The organism is Labrys sp. F242, from assembly GCF_057813875.1.
In genome coordinates, this window is the sequence record NZ_JBVASG010000004.1 from 346,938 (window position 1) to 364,194 (window position 17,257).

The following is a 17,257-nucleotide window of genomic DNA, read 5'->3' on the forward strand; positions in this document are numbered from 1 at the left end:
TGGACATGGTGGAGAGCAAATCCGTGCCCGGTCGGGAAGAAATGCCGAAAACCAACTGGCTGAGGCGCGACCTGGCAGGTCTTGCGGCCGTCCTGGCCGCCGCCGTCGTCGGCTATTGCCTGTTTCCCGACAATCTGGCGCTGCTGACCCGCATCCTCTCGGTCGCGCTGCTCGTGCTTTCGCTCGACCTCGTCACCGGCTTTTGCGGCGTCGCCACGCTGGGCCATGCGGCCTTGTACGGTGCCGGTGCCTACGCCGCGGGGATTGCCGCCGCGCATTGGAACGTCACCGATCCGTTGGCGATGCTCGCCATCTCAGCCGTGGGCGGCGCACTCGCCGGCCTGGTCTCGGGGGTGGTGATCCTGCGCGGGGAGGGGCTCGCGCAATTGGTGCTGTCGATCGCGGTGGTCCATCTCTTCCACGAAGCCGCGAACAAGGCTTCGGCCTATACCGGCGGCAGCGACGGCCTTTCGGGCATCTCACCCGACCCCGTCTTCGGTCTGTTCGAGTTCGATCTGTGGGGTCGCACTGCCTATGGCCTGGGTGTGGCGCTTCTCATCGTTGTCTTCGTCATGCTCAGACTGCTGGTGCGCTCGCCCTTCGGCATGCTCTGCCGGGGCATCCGGCAGGATCCCGTGCGCATCCGTGCCATGGGTGCTTCGGTGCAGGGCACGCTTTTGAAGATGTATGTCATCTCCGGTGCCGTGGCCGGGTTGGGCGGCGGGCTCAACGCCCTTTCCACCCAGGTGGTGGGTTTGGACAGCCTGAGTTTCACTCTCTCGGCCGAGGCCCTGGTCATGCTCGTGCTCGGCGGCACCGGCTCGCTTTATGGGGCGCTCGTCGGTACCATCGCCTTCATGGGTTTCGAGGATTTTGTTTCGGCGGCCAATCCGTTTCACTGGCTCACCATTGTCGGCGCCCTGCTGATCGCCGTCGTGCTGTTCGCGCCGCGTGGCCTCTATGGCTCGGCCGTCCTGCTTCTTGCCCGTTTCAAGGGGAGGGGCGGATGAGTGCGGTGTTCCAGACCCTTGATTTGAAAAAATCCTTCGGCGGCCTTGCCGTCACGCAAGGCCTGTCGATCAGCCTGAACGCCGGCGACCGTGTCGCCCTGATCGGTCCGAACGGTGCCGGCAAGACCACCTTCGTCAACCTGGTCACCGGCCACCTCGAGCCCGATTCCGGCAAGGTGGTGCTCGCCGGCAGGGACGTCACCGGGCTCGGACCGACGGAGCGTGTGCGCCAGGGCCTCGTACGCTCCTTCCAGGTCACCCGGCTCTTCCCCGACATGACGCCGCAAGAGCATCTGGCGCTCGCCGTCCTGCAGCGCACGGGCCGTACCGGCCGCCTTTTCGGCCATTATCGTGCGAAACCCGACGTGATGGTTGAAGTGGCTGCATTGCTGGCCACGCTCGGCCTCGCAGCGATCGCCACCCGTCCGGTCGCGGAGATCGCCTATGGCCAGCAGCGCCTGCTCGAGATCGCGCTGGCGTTGGCGCTCAAGCCCAAGGTTCTCCTGCTCGACGAGCCGGCCGCGGGCGTGCCGCAAAGCGATACGCCCCGCATCGAGGAGGCGCTGGCCGGCCTGCCCCCCGATCTCGCCGTGCTGATGATCGAGCACGACATGGACCTGGTCTTCCGCTTCGCCCGGCGCGTCATCGTGCTCGCGGCCGGCGCCATCATCTTCGACGGTTCTCCCGAGGACGTGACGAAGGATGCGCGTGTCCGCCAAGCCTATCTTGGAAACTATGCCCATGAGAAGCAGTCAGCATGACCGCAACGCCGCTTGAAATCAGCGATCTCAGCGCCGGTTATGGCCCGACCCGGGTGCTGGAGAACATTTCCTTCGCCGTTCCCGCCGGCGGGCGTCTGGCCGTACTCGGTCGCAATGGCATGGGCAAGACGACCCTGCTCGCCACCATCGCCGGGCAGACCCGGCGCTACGGCGGTACGCTGCGCCTTGGCGGCAGGGATATCAGCCTGCTCGACATCGCCTCGCGCGCCCGCGGCGGCCTGGGCTATGTCCCGCAGGCCCGCTGCATCTTCGCCTCGCTGACGGTGGAGGAGAATCTTTTCGTTGGCCTCAAGAACCGTGGCCGCCCGGCGATCGAGGAAGCCTATGAGATGTTTCCGCGCCTCAAGGAGCGCCGCGGGAATCTCGGTTCCCAGCTCTCGGGAGGCGAGCAGCAGATGCTCACCACGGCCCGCAGCATTCTGGGCAGGCCGACGGTGCTGCTGCTGGATGAGCCGCTGGAAGGGCTGGCCCCCGTCATTTGCGAGGAACTGATGGCCGTGTTCTCGCGCCTCGCCGCCGAAGGGCAGATGACTATTCTGCTGGTCGAGCAGCGCATCCAGACCGCGATCGACTTCGCCGATCATGTCGTCATTCTGGAACGGGGGCGCATCGCCTGGTCGGGCGCCTCGGCCGCGCTCTCCGAGCAGCCGGAGGTAATCGAGCGGCTACTCGGGGTCGGCGGGCTGCATTGAGCAGGGCCCGGCGCCGGGGCGGATAGCGAGGCGGGTGGCAAGTCAATGCTTTCCCGGAACAGGCGCTCGGGACGGCTCGCGTGCTGCACCCTAACGGATCATGTCGAAATTGATATCGCCGTAATCGGCAAATAGAGCCGGACGCTGCTTTCGCAATAGGCGGAGGTTTTCGAACATGCTGTCGAGCTGGAATTGAAGTGCCGTGACAGCGGCCTGCTCGCTTCCGGTTCTCAAGCCTTGGTAAATCGCGCCATGTTCGGCGATCACGACGTCGAAACTGTTTTCGAAGGCAAAGGCGAGCAGCCTGACGCGGTCGAGCTGTCCCGTTGCGGCACGGAGTGTGCGCCAACTGTTGCCGACGCCTGAGACTTCGCAGATCAGCTTGTGGAAGGCGTTGTCGAGAGCGAAGAATGCATCGGTATCGTGCCGCGCGGCGGCTTCGCCCTGCAGGGCCAGAGAATGCTCGAAATCCTTGGCCAGGGCCGGGACGAAGTGCCGGGCCGCGAGGCGCGTTATCCGGACTTCCAGCGTTTCCCGGACGATCTGGCCGGTCAGCACTTCGTCGATGTCGATCGCGGCAACGAGCGCCTGGCCATCGGGCTCGATAATGACGAACCGTTCGCCTGCCAATTGCTGGATTGCATCCCTGAGCGGCGGGCGGGAAATCGATAAACGGGCGCAGATCTCTTCTTCCTGAATGGCCTCCCCCGGTGCCATTGCCATCGCGATGATGGCACTGCGCAACAGTTCATGAATCTGAGATGTCTCGGACAGGCCCGTATCCAACTTGACGGCTTTGAACAAATCGAGGGCCGATGTCATTGCCTGCCCCTCTGCGCCGGATTGTTGTGGCGGACTAACCCGCTCTTGCCTCAATAAAACACTGCACTGAAGCAATTGACAACTGTATCTTTTAAAATATCGATCGGATTTGATCAGACAAATTGTCAAAATGTACTGTAAAACGATTGATCCTATGACGTGTATATGAGGTATGGCCGACTTCGGCGCTCAATTCAGGCGAAGGGCAATCCCACCGGCGGCGAGCAGGCCGACGACGATCCAGGGTGGGGCTTTCCACACCGTCAGCAGCAGGAAGCCGGCCAGCGCCAGCGCAAAGTCTCGCGGCGAGAGGATGGCACTGGTCCAGACGGGGCTGTAGAGCGCCGCAGCGAGGATGCCGACGACGGCAGCATTGGCCCCGCGCATGGCTGCCTGGGCCGCCGGCCGCAGCCGCAACGCGTCCCAGAAGGGCAGCATGCCATAAACCATGAGGAGGCCCGGCGCGAAGACGGCGACCAGCGCGATCAGCGCACCGGCAATGCCGTTGGGCATTGGTGTCATGATGGCACCCAGATAGGCGGCAAAGGTGAAGAGGGGGCCTGGCACAGCCTGGGCCACGCCGTAACCGGCGAGGAAGGCCTCGTTGCTGACCCAGCCTGGCGCAACCACCTCTGCCTGCAGCAGCGGCAGGACGACATGACCACCGCCGAAGACCAGCGCCCCCGAGCGGTAGAAGGCATTGAACAGAGCGATCACGCCGGAGAAGATCGTGTCCGGGCCGGTCGCAGCCGTGAGGAGGGCGGGAATGACGAAGAATGCCGCGAACAGGGCCAGGGCGATGGCACCTTTGCGCCGCGATACGGCAAAGCCGAGACGGCCGACGGCGGTGCTCCGTTCGCCGCGGCAGAGCCAGAGCCCGGCGATGGCGCCAACCACGATGGCGCCGATCTGGCTGAACCAGCCTGCCGTCAGGACGGTCAGGGCAACAGCCGCCAGGGCGATGGCGGCGCGTTCCCTGTCCGGCGTGAGGGTCTTGGCCATGCCCCAGATCGCCTGAGCGACGACCGCGACCGCCACCAGCTTCAGGCCGTGTAGCACACCTGCAGCCAGGGGGCCGGCAAGGGCCGATGCGCCGAGAGCGAATGCCATAAGGATAGTGGCCGAAGGCAGGGTGAAGGCCAGCCAAGCTGCAAGGCCGCCCAGCAATCCCCCGCCACGCAAGACTCCGAGGCAGAAACCGACTTGGCTGGAAGCAGGGCCCGGCAGGAACTGGCAGAGCGCGACGAGGTCGGCATAGGCGGCCTCGCCGATCCACTGGCGCCGCACCACCAATTCGTCGCGGAAATAGCCGAGATGGGCAATCGGTCCGCCGAAGGAGGTCAGTCCGAGCTTGAGGAAGATGCCAAAGACCTCGAGCGGCGAACCATTGGCTGGCTCGACATGGGAATGGGCTTGCCTACGCCCATCCATGACCGACCTCCAAACGGATAGCGGCGGATCGAGTGGATGTCGCAGGCCTCGCGCGGAGCTGCATGGTGGAGACGGGGCGGGGCAAAACCGGCCGGCCGAGACGTCTTGCTGCGCGGGCCGCCATCATTTCGAAAACACCTGTATCGCCGAAAATCGATATCGATAGCCGACGATACAGGTGGGAAGTCTCGGGTCAATGACGGTGTCCAATGCTGAAGCGGGCAAGCGCTTCAGCGTGCGCCCCAGGTGTCGCTCAGCTTGTAGCCTTCGGGCCAGGGATCCGAAGGGTCGAGCATGTGCTGGTGGGTGCCGGTAATCCAGGCCCTCCCGGAAATCTCGGGCAGCACTGCCGGACGGCCGCCGACCTCGGTGGTGCCGACGATGCGGCCCGTGAAGGTCGAGCCGATTACCGAAACCGCGGTCAGGCTGTCTTCCATGGTCATCTGCCCGCGTGCGTGCAGCACGGCCATGCGGGCCGACAGCGCCGTGCCCGTCGGCGAACGGTCGACCTTGCCGGGCTGGATCGCCACCGCCGCCCCGGCGCGCAGGCCCTCGGCCGTACGCTCGACGGCACCGGCGAACAGGCAGAAGGAAAAATGCTGCCAATCGGGATTTTCAGGATGGTGGAAGCCGAGCGCCGCATTGGCGGCATTGGTGATGCGCACGCCGAGCGTGGCGATGTCATGCGCCTCATCGGGCTTGAGCGAAAAGCCCAGGGCGGCGGCGTCGACGATGACGAAACTGTCGCCGCCATAGGCGGTGTCAACGGTAAGCGTGCCCAGCCCCTCGACTTCAAGCTTTGCATCAAGCTTGTCAGCGAAGCTCGGAAGGTTGCGTACGAAAATGCGTTCGGCCTTGCCGTTCCGACACTCTGCGCGAACGCGAACGAGCCCGCCGGGCGCTTCCAGGGTGATCTCCGTCACCGGCTCGTGCATCGGCAGGATGCCGCTGTCGAGCAGCACGGTGGAGACGCAGATCGAGTTCGAGCCGGACATCGGCGGGGTGTCTTCCGGCTCCATGATGATGAAGGCCGCATCCGCTTCGGGGTGCTTGGGCGGCACCAGCAGGTTGACATGGCGGAACACGCCCCCACGCGGCTCGTTCAGGACGAAGTTGCGCAGGGTCTGGTCGTGGGCGATCCAGCGGCTCTGTTCCCAGATGGTGTCGCCGGGCGGCGGGGTGACGCCGCCGACGATGACGTCGCCGACCTCACCCTCGGCATGGGCCGAGATCACATGGATGGTCTTGGTGCTGCGCATGGGAATTCCTCAGGAAAGCCAGGTCGGCAAACGGCGCGGGGCATGGCCGGTCAAGGCTGCGGCCACGCAATCGGCAAGGTTGCCCAGGCGCACGGTGCGGCCGGACAGGCCAGGACCGTAATGGGCGTATTTGCCCGAATTCGTCATCACGGCGCGGGTCCGCGTCGGGAAGACCGGTTCGGAAATCGAACACCAGCACAGGTCCGGCAATACCTGCACGCCGCTCTCCTGCAGGCGTGCAAGCGTGCCATCGCTTTGTGCTTCGCGGATGACCTGCTGTCCGGCGGTGACGATGACGGCGACATCCGCAAGACACCTGCGGCCTGCCAGCGCCTCGGCAAGGTTGCGGCATTCGTCGAGCGACGCATGCGGGCTGCCGATTGCGACGAGTTCTACCTGTTCCGGCCCTTCGTTGAGGCGCTGCCAGGCTGCAGCCATGTCGGCGCGGGTGATGACGGCATGGTCGGCGTCATCGGCCACGGCACCGCCAGCCTCTGGCGTGACCCCTTCGACATGCAGCATCGGCGCGGCCGAGGTGGTGCCGAAGGCGGCGCAGAGCGCCTTGAGGTCGTCCCGCGAAGGACGGGCCGTGGCAATGCCGCGCAGGAGCGGGATGCGTTCGGGCGCGGCGCGGCCGGCGAGATAGCCGATCAGCGGCCAGAAGGCATCGTCCACATCTCCGGGCAGTTCGACGTCGAGGACGCGGCGGGCTTTGCGGTGCCGATCGAGATAGACACCCGACAGGGGAGCCCGTCCCGTCACCGCGATGCAGAGGTCGAGGAAGTCGGGATGCTTGGCCGTTCGCGCGCCGAGCACGGTGTTGGCGAAGATCACCGCATTGGACTCGGCCCAGGCGATGGTTTCGCCGGCATTGGGGGCGCTGTCGAGCAGATAGGGCGAACAGGTGAAGGTCGGTCGGCAGCCCATGCGGACATAGGCATCGGCGAGGCTCGCGGCGGGGGCGCCGAAGGAGGGCGGCACGCCCTGTTCCCGCCAGTGGGCATGATCGACCGAAATCGCGTTCATCGTGGTGGGCACGCGGACCCGCGCGCCCATCTCGGCCATCTTCTCGGCAAAGGTCAGGTTGGCGGGGCTGGCATAGATGCAGCCGTCGATATGAGCCTGGGTGACGTCCACAAGCCCCTGGGCGCCCTGCTGGGCCGCCATGGCGCAGATGATGCGCATGGCCTGCTGTATCGCCGGTCCGTCGCGTCCATCGAGCATGGAACGGTCGGTATCGGTGAGGTCGAGCGTGGCAAGAGCCGGGGGCGCGAGAGACAAAGTGAGACCCTCGGCCTTGATGCCTGTATCGTCGATGCGTGCGGACTTTGCCCGTGCCAAGGCCGCGAAAGCCTCCGGCGCCAGGCGCAACACGGGCAGGGGCCTGCCGAAGAGTTCGGCGGCAATCAGCGCACCCAGGGTCAGCACGTCCTCGGGTTCCGAGAACACTAGCGCGGCCGGCGCCCGCCCGTTGAGGACGAGGTCGAGCAGCACGCCCGAACCCGTGCACGAGCCCCGGCTCGACGGCATCATCAGGATGCCACCCGTGAGGCAGGTTCCGTGCAGGGGATGGTGCACGTCAATCACCCGCCCGGTGGCGGGATCGACACCGCCCCAAAAGCTGAGCGCTTCCTCGCTGGCGATGACAGGCCCGTGGGCGGAGCCGGCAAGGATGCTGCGCGCGGATAAGGCGGTGTTCATTTCACCACGAAACCAGTTCACTTGACCACAAAACCATGGGCGAAGGGGTCGCGATCGTCGATGAAGATGGTGTTGATGCCGGTCATGCGCGCCCAGCCTGCGATGGAGGGGATGATCGCCGCGCGGCCGGCAACTTCGGTTGCCGCCTCGACCCGCCCCTTGAACAGCGAGCCGATGATCGATTCATGCACGAATTCGTCGCCGACCTTCAGCTTGCCCTTGGCGGCGAGCTGGGCCATACGGGCCGAGGTGCCGGTGCCGCATGGCGAGCGATCGATGGCCTTCTCACCGTAGAACACGGCATTGCGGGCATGCGCGCCTGCCTGCGTGGGCTTGCCCGTCCACTGGATATGGCTGAGGCCCTGGATCTCAGGATGTTCAGGGTGGACGAACTCATATTTGGCGTTGAGCGCGGCGCGCAGTTTCGGGCTCCAGCCCACCAATTCGCCGGCGGTATGGTCGGCCATGTCGCGGAAGTTCTTCTGCGGCTCGACGATGGCATAGAAATTGCCGCCATAGGCGACGTCGACCACGATCTCGCCCAGGCCCTCGACCTCGGCCGTCAGGCCTTCCGCGTGGAGGAAGCCGGGCACGTTGGTGAGGCGAACCTCCTCCACGAAGCGGCCCTCCTGGCGGTAGGTGATGTCGACCTTGCCGGCGGGGGCGTCGATCGAGAGCTTGCCGGGTTCGCGCGGGGTGATCAGGCCGTGCTCGATCCCCATGGTGATGGTGCCGATGGTGCCATGGCCACACATCGGCAGGCAGCCGGAGGTCTCGATGAACAGCACGGCAACGTCACAGTCCGGCCGCGTCGGCGGATAGAGGATCGAGCCCGACATCATGTCGTGGCCGCGGGGCTCATACATCAGGCCGGTGCGGATCCAGTCGAATTCGCGCAGGAAGTGGGCGCGCTTTTCCAGCATGGTCGCGCCTTCCAGGCGCGGGCCGCCGCCCGACACCAGGCGGACGGGATTGCCGCAAGTGTGGCCGTCGATGCATGAGAACGTATGGTTGGCCATGGCAGGACCTTTTCGTCAGAAGCGCTGAGGCGAGAAAGAAGCGATATCGATGGCGGGCTTATGGCCGGTCAGAAGATCGGCGACGATCCGCGCCGTACCGGCCGACTGGGTCAGGCCGAGATGGCCGTGACCGAAGGCGTGGATCACGCGCGGCGTGGCGCGGGCACGGCCGATGGCGGGCAGGCTGTCGGGCAGGGAAGGGCGGAACCCCATCCACTGCACGCCCCCTTCCGGCTTCAAAGCGGGCAGGAAGGCCTGCGCCTTCTTCAGCATGGCCTCGGAACGACGAAAATTCGGCTTGAGCTCCAGGCCACCGAGTTCCACGGCGCCGCCAACGCGAATGCCGGTCGACAGGCGCGTGACCACGAAGCCGTGGCCGCCGAAGGTGATCTGGGTGCGCAAATCGAGGGCATCGGGCGGCAAAGTGGTGTTGTAGCCGCGCTCGGTTTCCAGCGGGATGATCTCGCCAATGGTCCGGACGATCCGGTGCGAGAAGGCGCCGGCCGCGAGCACCACCTTGGCGGCTCGCCGCACGCTGCCGTCGGCACCAAGAATCTCGACGCCGTTTTCGAGGGGGCGCAGCGCCTTGACCGCCACCCGCTCGATCAGCCCATCACTGGCGCGCAGATGGTCGGCCAGCGCCAGGGTATAGAGCTTGGGATCGGCGATGGAGTACCAACCGGGCGTGAAGGTGCCATGGGTGAAACGTCGGGCCAGCCCGGGCTGGATTTCGGCCATGCCGGCGGCATCGAGATGACGGAATTCGATACCGTGCGCCTGCCGAACGGCCCAGCCCGGCAGCGAGGCTTCGAGTTCTGCCTTGCTCTCATAGACCTGCAGATTGCCTTCCTTGCGCAGCATCGGCAGTGTACCGGTCTGGGTGAGGAAGGGCTCGAGCTCAGCTTTGGACAGATCCATCAAGGCGGTCTGGGCAGTGGTCGAATGCGCGACGCGTGACGCCGAGCAGGCCCGCCAGAAGCGGAACATCCAGGGCGCGATCTGCAGCGCATAGGCCGGCGGCACGCTCAGGGGGCCCAGCGGATCCAGCAGCCATTTCGGCGCCTTTTTCAGGATGCCGGGCGAGGCGAGCGGCAGGATGTCAGTAAAGGCGAAGGCCCCCGCATTGCCCGCCGAAGCGCCGGCTGCCGGGCCTTCCCGGTCCAGTACCGCGACCGAGAGCCCGCGCGCCTTGGCGGCGATGGCGCAGGACAGGCCCACCACGCCGGCACCGATGACGACGACATCGAGATCGGAACTCACCGCACGCTCGCCAGGAATTTCTGGGTTTCGGGGTTCTGCGGCGCACCGAAGAGCTGGTCCGGCGTGCCGATCTCCGCCATCACACCCTGGTGGAAGAAGGCCACCCGCTTGGAGACATCACGGGCGAACGCCATTTCGTGGGTGACGCAGATCATCGTCATGCCCTCTTCTGCCAGCATCTTGAGCGTATCGAGCACTTCGCCGACGAGCATCGGGTCGAGCGCTGATGTTACCTCGTCAAACAGCATATATTCGGGCGACATCGCAAGGGCCCGGGCGATCGCCATGCGCTGCTGCTGGCCGCCCGACATGCGGCTGGGATAGACGGAGAGTTTCTCGCCAAGCCCGACATGGGAGAGCTGCCTGACTGCGATCTCCTCCGCCTTGGCCTTGGCCATGCCGAGCACCTTGCGCGGGGCAAGCATCACGTTTTCCAGGACGGTCAGATGCGGAAAGGCGTTCCATTGCTGGAAGACGATGCCGACCTTCCGGCGCAGCTTGTTGAGGTCGGTGCTCTTGGCGTGGACCTCGGTGCCGTCGATGGTGATCCTGCCCGAATTGATCGGCTCCAGTCCGTTGATGCAGGTCAACAGCGTCGATTTGCCCGAGCCGGATCCGCCGATGATGCTGACCACTTCGCCCTTGTCGACGGTGAGGTTGATGCCCTTCAGCACTTCGAGAGCGGAAAAGGATTTACGGACGTTCTGGATCTCAATCATGGGGGGACCACCGTCTTTCGAGATAGCCGCCCAGCCGGGCGATGGGGAAGCTGATGAGGAAATAGATGGCGCCGCAGATCATCAGGATGAACAAGGGCTCCTGCAGGCGGGTGACCAGGATCTGCGAGGCGCGCAGGAGCTCGATCAGGCCGAGCCAGAGCACCAAAGCGGAATCCTTCATCACACCGAGCGTGAGACCGATCCAGGAGGGCAGCGAGACGCGTATCGCCAGCGGGGCCACGATATAGCGCATGTCCTGCCACCAGCTCATGCCGAGCGAGCGGGCGGCCCGGCGGGTGGTTGTCGGTACCGAGCCGATGCCGCCGCGCACGATCTCGGTGCAGTAGGCGGCCGTATACAAGCTCAACACCACGCAGGAGGTGGTGAAGGGCGGCCAACCCAGTCGCGCGATGGACTGGAAGGCATTGGCCAGCACGAGCTGGATCAGCAGCGGGACCGAGCGGAAGATGTCGAGCAGGAAGGTCAGCGGCACCGACCAATAGGGGCCGAGCTGGACGCGGATCACGCCGAAGAGGATGCCGAGAACGGTACCGGCCGCGACGGAGACCGCCGTCACAGCCAGCGTCATCCCGGCGCCTTGAGCGAGGAAGGCGAAATCGCTCCAGGTAAGGGCGGTGTTGAACATGATCAGCCCTCTCAATACCGGAACATGCGCCAGGCAACCGCCCGGGCAGCCAAAGTGACGGCCTTGGCGATCAGGTAGTAGATCACCGCGGCCAGCGCGAAGAATTCGAAGGTGCGGAAGGAGCGCGCATTCAGCTCCTGCGTGACACCGGCGAGATCGGTATTCATGCCCACGGTGACGCCGAGCGAGGTCATCAGGATGGCCCACACCATCTGGTTGGTGGCGGGCAGGAAGGCGACGCGCAGCATCTGCGGCACCACGATCATGCGGAAGGCCTGCAGCGAGGTCATGCCGAGCGAGCGGCCGGCACGGGCCTGGGTGTCGGGAATGGCCTTGAGGGCGCCGCGGAAATTCTCGGCCAGATAACCCGCATTGTTGAAGGCGATACCGACAAGCAGCGCGGTGAACGGCGTCAGATGGATGCCGAAATTGCCGAGGCCGAAATGGGCCATGTAGATCTGGAACAGCGCCGGCGTATTGCGCGCCACCTCGACCCAGGCCGAGGCGAAACCGCTGAGCAGGCGATTGCCGGACAGGCGGAACAAGGTGAGGACGATGGCGATGGCCAGGCCGATCGCCATCGACAGGAGCGCGATCTGCAGGGTGACCAGGGCGCCTTCGAGCAACTGCGGCAGCGCCTTCAGCGCCTGGTTCCAATGGAAGGCATATTTGAACATGCCGTTTCACCTCTCGAGTAGGATCGGCGGCGCGAAGCTTGCCAGCGCGCCGCCGGTGAAACGGTCAGGTCAGCGATAGGAACCGTTGACGGTGAGATTGGGAACGTGGTCGTCGACCCACTTCTTGTAGAGCTCGGCGTAGCGGCCGGTGCGAACCTGCTGGTTGATGAACAGGTTGAGATAGTTGATCAGGCCGTATTCGTCGCGATTGGTGAACAGCGCCACATAGTCGATGTCGAAGGGCGCCTTGCCGACCACGGCGATGCCGGGGAACTTGCCGGTCTTCACATTGGCCTGTGCGACCGTCGAGGTCGAGACGGTGGCGTCGAGCTGGCCCTGGCTCAAGGCGAGGAAGACGTCGGCCTGGGTCTGGTAGGGACGGAATTCGCCGCTGCCCCAGGCCTTGACCTGCTTTTCCAGCGCGATGGCTTCATAGGTGCCGGCGGTCGCGCCGACGACCTTGCCCTTCATGTCCTCGAAGGACTTGACGCCAGACTTTTCATTGGCGGTCACGGCCATTTCGAAGGCGAAGTAGGGGATGGTCATGCCGACGGTCTTGGCACGCTCCAGCGTGTCGGAGGTCGAGGCGACGCCGACATCGACGCGGCCGGACATCAGGGCCGGAATGCGCTCGGGGAAGGGTGTCTCGACGATTTCGGCCTTCACGCCGAGGGCCTTGGCGAGATCGTTGCAGTAATCGACGTCGAAGCCGATCGGATTGTTGTTGGCATCGCGCGCGCCCATGGGCGGGAAGTCGAGCACGACAGCGCAGCGCAGCGTTCCCGAAGCGATGATGTCATCCAGCTTGTCAGCCTTGGCGGGGCTGACCATGGCGATGGCGGCCATGAGGCCGAAGGCGGCAACCGATTTCCTCATTCTAACGCTCTCTCCCTGCGTTGGCCCGTGTTTTTCACGGCGGGGCCACTATTGCGTTTTCGAGCGCGAAATCAACTAAAAATACAAAATGAATACAAAAAGAATTTTATGTGTGGGCATAAGTTATTCTCGTGAGTGCCCATCACTCGTCGCCACACCGCTTCTCGACAATGGTCTGAAGACGCAATCTGTTACTCCCGGCGCCGCCGCAGGTGACGTTATTCTCAGAAGCTCCGCTCGGGAGCGGGATCCGAGGCGCGCCAGCAATGGCCCTTGATCTCCTCCCAACGCCTTCGGCTATGCCGAAGATGAGAGATGCCCTCATTTGGGCATGATCAGTGCGGCGGATCGGGATTATCCGCGTTTGGACCAGAGCTTATCGGGATTTCCGACTCAGATTTCGGGCGCAGTGACTTTGCTTGGGCTCACGTTTGACGGCACTGAGTTCGGATTGTTTAAGACGGACTCAATAATTTGGGGTCGTCTTTTGGTAAGAAATACGGATAGTATCTGATCGAAGAAATTTCGATACCGCAAACATGGATAAGTTCTACAAAGATCTGCGCTATAGAACAATAACTTGACCAATTTTCTTAGATTTTGCGTGTCTGTACGCGATATCGGCCGCTATCATGTCTTCCATTGCGATGCCCATCGCTTTGTAGACGGTAATGTCCGTTTCTAATTGCCTGCCGCTTTTCAAGCGCGAAAGCATGTCACCTAACGTTGTCGCGACGCCGGGATCGATCCCGCAAAGCTCGCCGCAACCAACGGGAGGTGCCTCGAAAGCCTCAAGGCTTTCGACAAAAAGGCTCGCCTTTTCCAACAATTCGACCGGCAATTCTCCGTGCGGAGGCGCATACCCAACGGATGTGACATGCGTCCCCGCACGTACCCACCCTGCCTCAATCACCGGTGTGTAGGAATGGCTTGCCAAGCAGACTATATCCGACGTTCGGACCGCGGCTTCGACATCCCTGACGGCAATGGCTTTTGGATTCAGGCGCGCGAGCTTTTCAGCATCTTCATACTCAAGGGAGGCGATGCGGATCTCGGTGAAATCACCAACCAAGGGCAGTAGCAGCAAATGCTCGCGACCTTGGACTCCGGCCCCAATGATCGTTGCGACCCGAGCATTCTTGCGGGCAAGCGCGCCCACTGACAGAACGGCCGATGCCGCAGTTCGGACCGCGGTAATATACGTGCCGTCCATGATGCAGACAGGCGCCCCGGTCTGCGCATCAAACAAGGTGATCGTAGCCAAATGGTTCGGAAGGTTGATTGCGAGGTTTCCCTCGAACACATTTACGACCTTAACCGCGATATTCATCCCCTCCATATAGGCGGGCATTGCCAAGCTAAATCCTTTTCCAGGAATCGTGATCTCGGGCCGGTGCGGAGACTGTACGGCACCTCGTGCAAGAGCCTGAAATCCGCTCGACAGGCGGCTAAGGAGTTCGCGGGGGTCAAGGTGCCGCATAACATCCTCTTCGCTCAGCGCCAAGATCGGCATGTCTCCTTTGCGGATTTCGGCTGCACTTTTTACGGCGTGCCTTTGCGCTTCACTACCCATGGACTTTGTTACCCTCCAAATTACATTGGTGCTAAGAATGTTGGTATCTTGTTTGAAATCAAACGATTAAATTTACTACATCATAACTTGAGGTAATGGCTTATGGGCGGACGCAAGCTGCCATCCTTGACCGCCCTTCGGTCTTTCGAGGTCGTCGCTCGGACGTTGAGCTTTACAAAAGCCGCAGAGGAATTGGGTGTCACTCAAGCGGCGGTAAGTCGTCAGATCAAGAATCTCGAGCGGGAACTTGCGGTAGAACTGGTATCGCGACGGTCAACGAAGAATGCACTGACGGATGCAGGCGACTTGTTGTTCGACGGCATCTACCGTGCCTTCGAAACGATCGCCGGCACCGTTGATAAGATCACCGACACCGGCGATAGGGAGATCCTCACCATAAGCGTGGCACCCTATCTTTCCGCGCAATGGCTGACTCCACATCTCATGGAATTCTTGGCCGTCCACCCCGAAATTGATTTACGGCTACATCATTCTTATCACCCCTCCGACCACCGCAGGGAGGGTATCGATATAGGCATCAACTGGGGTTCGGGTGAGTGGCTAGGTGTTGAGAAGATAAAGGTGGTTGACGGATCCCTAGAGGCAGTCGCCAGCCCGGCGTTGATTGAAAAAATCGGTGTGCCGGTCGATCCCCACAAGCTTCTGGGCCAACCCCTCTTTTACGAATTCGATTTGCAACATTGGCGGCTGTGGTTCGAAAATGCCCATGTGAAAATGCCTGACAATTTCAGAGGGCAGCGAATCTCCGATTCTCACGCACTTCGGCGCGCCATCGTCGATGGACATGGCGTTGGGCTGTTTTTCTCGGCGTTGCTCGATGAAGACGTTGCGACAGGACAACTCATTAGATTGCAGGGCGGCGCCATACATACAGGATATGACTATTATTTGAATTATCCGAGAGATGTCCAATTGCCCAAGAAGGCAAGGGCCTTCATGAGATTCATATTAGCAAAAGCCGGCATTCGAGGATGATTATGGTGGACGCTGGCCCCGCGCGAATCGACTGATGAAATACTCATTGTCGGGACCGAATTATGACTGCGGCCCACCTAAATTCAGATCATCAGGCTTGAAATAGTGTGCCCCTCGCGGATAGTGGCGATCCGCTACTATCGAGGGCTGCAGCCGTTGCCCTCAGCCGTCCAGATCCTCAGGCAGCAGGCCCTGCGGCAGGTTCTGATAGGCAACAGGGCGCAGGAAGCGGCGGATCGACAGCGTGCCGACGCTGGTCGCGCCGAAATTGGTCGAGGCCGGATAGGGGCCGCCATGCACCATGGCATCGACGACTTCCACCCCGGTGGGGAAGCCGTTGACGAGCACGCGCCCGGCCTTGCGCTCGAGGATTGGCAACAGGCGGCGTGCGGCCGCAAGATCCGCCGGCTCTATATGAAGAGTCGCGGTCAACTGCCCCTCGAAGGAGCGGGCCAGCCGCTCCATGTCTTCCGGCGACGATGCCCGCACCACGAGGCCGAGCGGCCCGAACACCTCTTCGCCGAGCGCGTGGTCGGCGACGAAGCGATCGCTCGACGTTTCGAACAGGCTGGGCGCGACCTCGCGGCCGGACATCGGCGTCGCCAGCACGGATCTGACGGCGTTGCGTTCGGCCATGCGGGCCTTGCCTTCATGGTAGGATCGGGCAATGCCGTCCGACAGCATGGTCTGCGGCGCCACCTTGCCGAGAGCTTCCGTTGCAGCGGTGGTGAAGCGGTCGGCGTCGGGGCCCTCGATCACGATAGCGATGCCGGGATTGGTGCAGAACTGGCCGGCCCCCATGGTCAGGGAGGCTGCCCAGCCTTGGCCGAGTGCCTCGGGTCGTGCCTTGAGGGCTTCGGGCAGCAGGAACATTGGATTGACGGATCCGAGCTCTCCGAAGAAGGGGATCGGTTCCGGGCGGGCCGCGCAGAGATCGAACAGTGCGCGGCCACCTGCGAGCGAGCCGGTGAAGCCGACGGCCTTGATCAACGGGTGCTGCACGATGGCTTGGCCGATCTCGCGGCTGTTGCCCTGGATCAGGGAGAACACGCCCGGATGCATGCCGCTCCTGCGGATGGCGGCGTCGATGGCCTCAGCCACGATCTCGCCCGTTCCCGGATGGGCCGAATGGCCTTTGACCACCACGGGGCAGCCGGCCGCGAGCGCGGCGGCGGTATCGCCGCCGGCAGTGGAAAAGGCGAGGGGGAAGTTGGAGGCACCGAACACCGCGACGGGGCCGATGGGGCGCTGCATCATGCGGATCTCGGGCCGCGGGGCGGGCTGGCGATCGGGTAACGCCACATCCACGCGGCGGTCGAGATAACCGCCAAGCTCGACATGATCGGCAAAGAGCCGGAGCTGGCCGGTGGTGCGGGCGCGCTCTCCCTGCAGGCGTGCGGCAGGCAGGCCGGTTTCCTGGCTGCCGATCTCGGTGATCGCCTCGCCGCGCGCCTCGATCTCCTCGGCGAGGAGGCGCAGGAAGGCAGCGCGCTCCCATCGCTTGGCATAGCCGAAATGCCAGAACGCGTCCTCGGCCGCCTCGCAGGCCCGGTTCACCAGCGCGCTCGTGCCGATCGAAAACCGGTGGGTGGGCCCATGGGCGGGGGCCGATGCGAAGAACCCTTCGCCTTCGACCCAGTCACCTGCGACAAGATGCTTGCCTGTGGGAGTGAAGCCCATATGCCATTCCTTCCGAGCCGTGCGGGGGAAACGCGAAATTTCATCGCGCTTGTCGATTATATGTATACACCGTGTATTTTTTCTATCAACCCGTGATATCGAGCGGCAACGCGA

16 protein-coding genes are annotated in these 17,257 nt (G+C 63.4%); 4 read left to right on the forward strand and 12 right to left on the reverse strand.

What is annotated here, in order from left to right:
• Positions 1 to 5: 5 nt before the first annotated feature.
• Genes ACZYTC_RS25065 through ACZYTC_RS25075 form a run of 3 tightly spaced genes read left to right on the forward strand, consistent with a single transcriptional unit; the run spans position 6 to position 2,484 of the window.
• Positions 6 to 1,010, forward strand: coding sequence for a branched-chain amino acid ABC transporter permease (locus tag ACZYTC_RS25065; RefSeq protein ID WP_441770832.1), 1,005 nt, complete (start codon positions 6 to 8; stop codon positions 1,008 to 1,010).
• The gene (locus ACZYTC_RS25070) at positions 1,007 to 1,771 is read left to right on the forward strand and encodes an ABC transporter ATP-binding protein (RefSeq protein ID WP_441770812.1); all 765 of its coding nucleotides are present in this window, start codon (positions 1,007 to 1,009) and stop codon (positions 1,769 to 1,771) included. Before ACZYTC_RS25065 ends, ACZYTC_RS25070 begins: the two co-directional genes overlap by 4 nt.
• Positions 1,768 to 2,484: an ABC transporter ATP-binding protein gene (locus tag ACZYTC_RS25075; protein WP_441770811.1), complete on the forward strand. Its 717-nt coding sequence runs from the start codon at positions 1,768 to 1,770 to the stop codon at positions 2,482 to 2,484. The genes ACZYTC_RS25070 and ACZYTC_RS25075 overlap by 4 nt, the downstream gene beginning before the upstream one ends.
• 90 nt (positions 2,485 to 2,574) lie before the next feature.
• On the opposite strand, the gene ACZYTC_RS25080 is transcribed toward ACZYTC_RS25075, so the two are convergent.
• The 11 genes from ACZYTC_RS25080 to ACZYTC_RS25130 form a co-directional block, all read right to left on the reverse strand.
• Positions 2,575 to 3,306, reverse strand: a complete 732-nt coding sequence (locus ACZYTC_RS25080) for a GntR family transcriptional regulator (RefSeq protein ID WP_488990828.1) — start codon at positions 3,304 to 3,306, stop codon at positions 2,575 to 2,577.
• 189 nt (positions 3,307 to 3,495) lie between these two features.
• Positions 3,496 to 4,737: a chromate efflux transporter gene (gene chrA / locus ACZYTC_RS25085; protein ID WP_488990829.1), complete on the reverse strand. Its 1,242-nt coding sequence runs from the start codon at positions 4,735 to 4,737 to the stop codon at positions 3,496 to 3,498.
• A gap of 230 nt (positions 4,738 to 4,967) precedes the next feature.
• Positions 4,968 to 5,996 (reverse strand): trans-3-hydroxy-L-proline dehydratase, encoded by a 1,029-nt coding sequence (locus ACZYTC_RS25090; RefSeq protein WP_488990830.1) that lies wholly within the window; start codon positions 5,994 to 5,996, stop codon positions 4,968 to 4,970.
• A 9-nt stretch (positions 5,997 to 6,005) separates the two neighbouring features.
• On the reverse strand, positions 6,006 to 7,697 hold the full coding sequence (gene lhpI, locus ACZYTC_RS25095; RefSeq protein ID WP_488990831.1) for a cis-3-hydroxy-L-proline dehydratase: 1,692 nt from the start codon (positions 7,695 to 7,697) through the stop codon (positions 6,006 to 6,008).
• 17 nt (positions 7,698 to 7,714) lie between these two features.
• A complete protein-coding gene (locus ACZYTC_RS25100) occupies positions 7,715 to 8,716 on the reverse strand; it encodes a 4-hydroxyproline epimerase (protein ID WP_434960881.1) in 1,002 nt (333 codons plus the stop codon).
• 15 nt (positions 8,717 to 8,731) lie between these two features.
• A complete protein-coding gene (locus tag ACZYTC_RS25105; RefSeq protein ID WP_488990832.1) occupies positions 8,732 to 9,976 on the reverse strand; it encodes an NAD(P)/FAD-dependent oxidoreductase in 1,245 nt (414 codons plus the stop codon).
• Complete coding sequence (locus ACZYTC_RS25110; RefSeq protein ID WP_434960879.1) at positions 9,973 to 10,695, reverse strand: amino acid ABC transporter ATP-binding protein; 723 nt, start codon at positions 10,693 to 10,695, stop codon at positions 9,973 to 9,975. Before ACZYTC_RS25110 ends, ACZYTC_RS25105 begins: the two co-directional genes overlap by 4 nt.
• Complete coding sequence (locus tag ACZYTC_RS25115) at positions 10,688 to 11,341, reverse strand: amino acid ABC transporter permease (protein WP_434960878.1); 654 nt, start codon at positions 11,339 to 11,341, stop codon at positions 10,688 to 10,690. The genes ACZYTC_RS25110 and ACZYTC_RS25115 overlap by 8 nt, the downstream gene beginning before the upstream one ends.
• Before the next feature lie 11 nt (positions 11,342 to 11,352).
• Entirely contained in the window at positions 11,353 to 12,018 is a 666-nt protein-coding gene (locus ACZYTC_RS25120; RefSeq protein ID WP_488990833.1) for an amino acid ABC transporter permease, read from the reverse strand.
• 69 nt (positions 12,019 to 12,087) lie between these two features.
• Positions 12,088 to 12,894, reverse strand: a complete 807-nt coding sequence (locus ACZYTC_RS25125) for an ABC transporter substrate-binding protein (protein WP_434960876.1) — start codon at positions 12,892 to 12,894, stop codon at positions 12,088 to 12,090.
• A 565-nt stretch (positions 12,895 to 13,459) separates the two neighbouring features.
• On the reverse strand, positions 13,460 to 14,467 hold the full coding sequence (locus ACZYTC_RS25130; protein ID WP_434960875.1) for an ornithine cyclodeaminase family protein: 1,008 nt from the start codon (positions 14,465 to 14,467) through the stop codon (positions 13,460 to 13,462).
• A gap of 102 nt (positions 14,468 to 14,569) precedes the next feature.
• On the opposite strand from ACZYTC_RS25130, the gene ACZYTC_RS25135 reads away from it, so the two are divergent.
• Positions 14,570 to 15,463, forward strand: coding sequence for a LysR substrate-binding domain-containing protein (locus ACZYTC_RS25135; protein WP_434960874.1), 894 nt, complete (start codon positions 14,570 to 14,572; stop codon positions 15,461 to 15,463).
• Between the two features lie 162 nt (positions 15,464 to 15,625).
• Here ACZYTC_RS25135 and ACZYTC_RS25140 read toward each other — a convergent pair whose 3' ends face one another.
• Positions 15,626 to 17,143, reverse strand: a complete 1,518-nt coding sequence (locus ACZYTC_RS25140) for an aldehyde dehydrogenase (NADP(+)) (protein WP_441770805.1) — start codon at positions 17,141 to 17,143, stop codon at positions 15,626 to 15,628.
• Between the last annotated feature and the right edge of the window lie 114 nt (positions 17,144 to 17,257).

What these genes read in the sequence shown, in the direction of transcription:
- ACZYTC_RS25065 (WP_441770832.1), top strand. Translation starts at nt 6, where the DNA reads ATGGTGGAGAGCAAATCCGTGCCCGGTCGGGAAGAAATGCCGAAAACC.
- ACZYTC_RS25070 (WP_441770812.1), top strand. Translation starts at nt 1,007, where the DNA reads ATGAGTGCGGTGTTCCAGACCCTTGATTTGAAAAAATCCTTCGGCGGC.
- ACZYTC_RS25075 (WP_441770811.1), top strand. Translation starts at nt 1,768, where the DNA reads ATGACCGCAACGCCGCTTGAAATCAGCGATCTCAGCGCCGGTTATGGC.
- ACZYTC_RS25080 (WP_488990828.1), bottom strand. Translation starts at nt 3,306, where the DNA reads ATGACATCGGCCCTCGATTTGTTCAAAGCCGTCAAGTTGGATACGGGC.
- chrA (WP_488990829.1), bottom strand. Translation starts at nt 4,737, where the DNA reads ATGGATGGGCGTAGGCAAGCCCATTCCCATGTCGAGCCAGCCAATGGT.
- ACZYTC_RS25090 (WP_488990830.1), bottom strand. Translation starts at nt 5,996, where the DNA reads ATGCGCAGCACCAAGACCATCCATGTGATCTCGGCCCATGCCGAGGGT.
- lhpI (WP_488990831.1), bottom strand. Translation starts at nt 7,697, where the DNA reads ATGAACACCGCCTTATCCGCGCGCAGCATCCTTGCCGGCTCCGCCCAC.
- ACZYTC_RS25100 (WP_434960881.1), bottom strand. Translation starts at nt 8,716, where the DNA reads ATGGCCAACCATACGTTCTCATGCATCGACGGCCACACTTGCGGCAAT.
- ACZYTC_RS25110 (WP_434960879.1), bottom strand. Translation starts at nt 10,695, where the DNA reads ATGATTGAGATCCAGAACGTCCGTAAATCCTTTTCCGCTCTCGAAGTG.
- ACZYTC_RS25115 (WP_434960878.1), bottom strand. Translation starts at nt 11,341, where the DNA reads ATGTTCAACACCGCCCTTACCTGGAGCGATTTCGCCTTCCTCGCTCAA.
- ACZYTC_RS25120 (WP_488990833.1), bottom strand. Translation starts at nt 12,018, where the DNA reads ATGTTCAAATATGCCTTCCATTGGAACCAGGCGCTGAAGGCGCTGCCG.
- ACZYTC_RS25125 (WP_434960876.1), bottom strand. Translation starts at nt 12,894, where the DNA reads ATGAGGAAATCGGTTGCCGCCTTCGGCCTCATGGCCGCCATCGCCATG.
- ACZYTC_RS25130 (WP_434960875.1), bottom strand. Translation starts at nt 14,467, where the DNA reads ATGGGTAGTGAAGCGCAAAGGCACGCCGTAAAAAGTGCAGCCGAAATC.
- ACZYTC_RS25135 (WP_434960874.1), top strand. Translation starts at nt 14,570, where the DNA reads ATGGGCGGACGCAAGCTGCCATCCTTGACCGCCCTTCGGTCTTTCGAG.
- ACZYTC_RS25140 (WP_441770805.1), bottom strand. Translation starts at nt 17,143, where the DNA reads ATGGGCTTCACTCCCACAGGCAAGCATCTTGTCGCAGGTGACTGGGTC.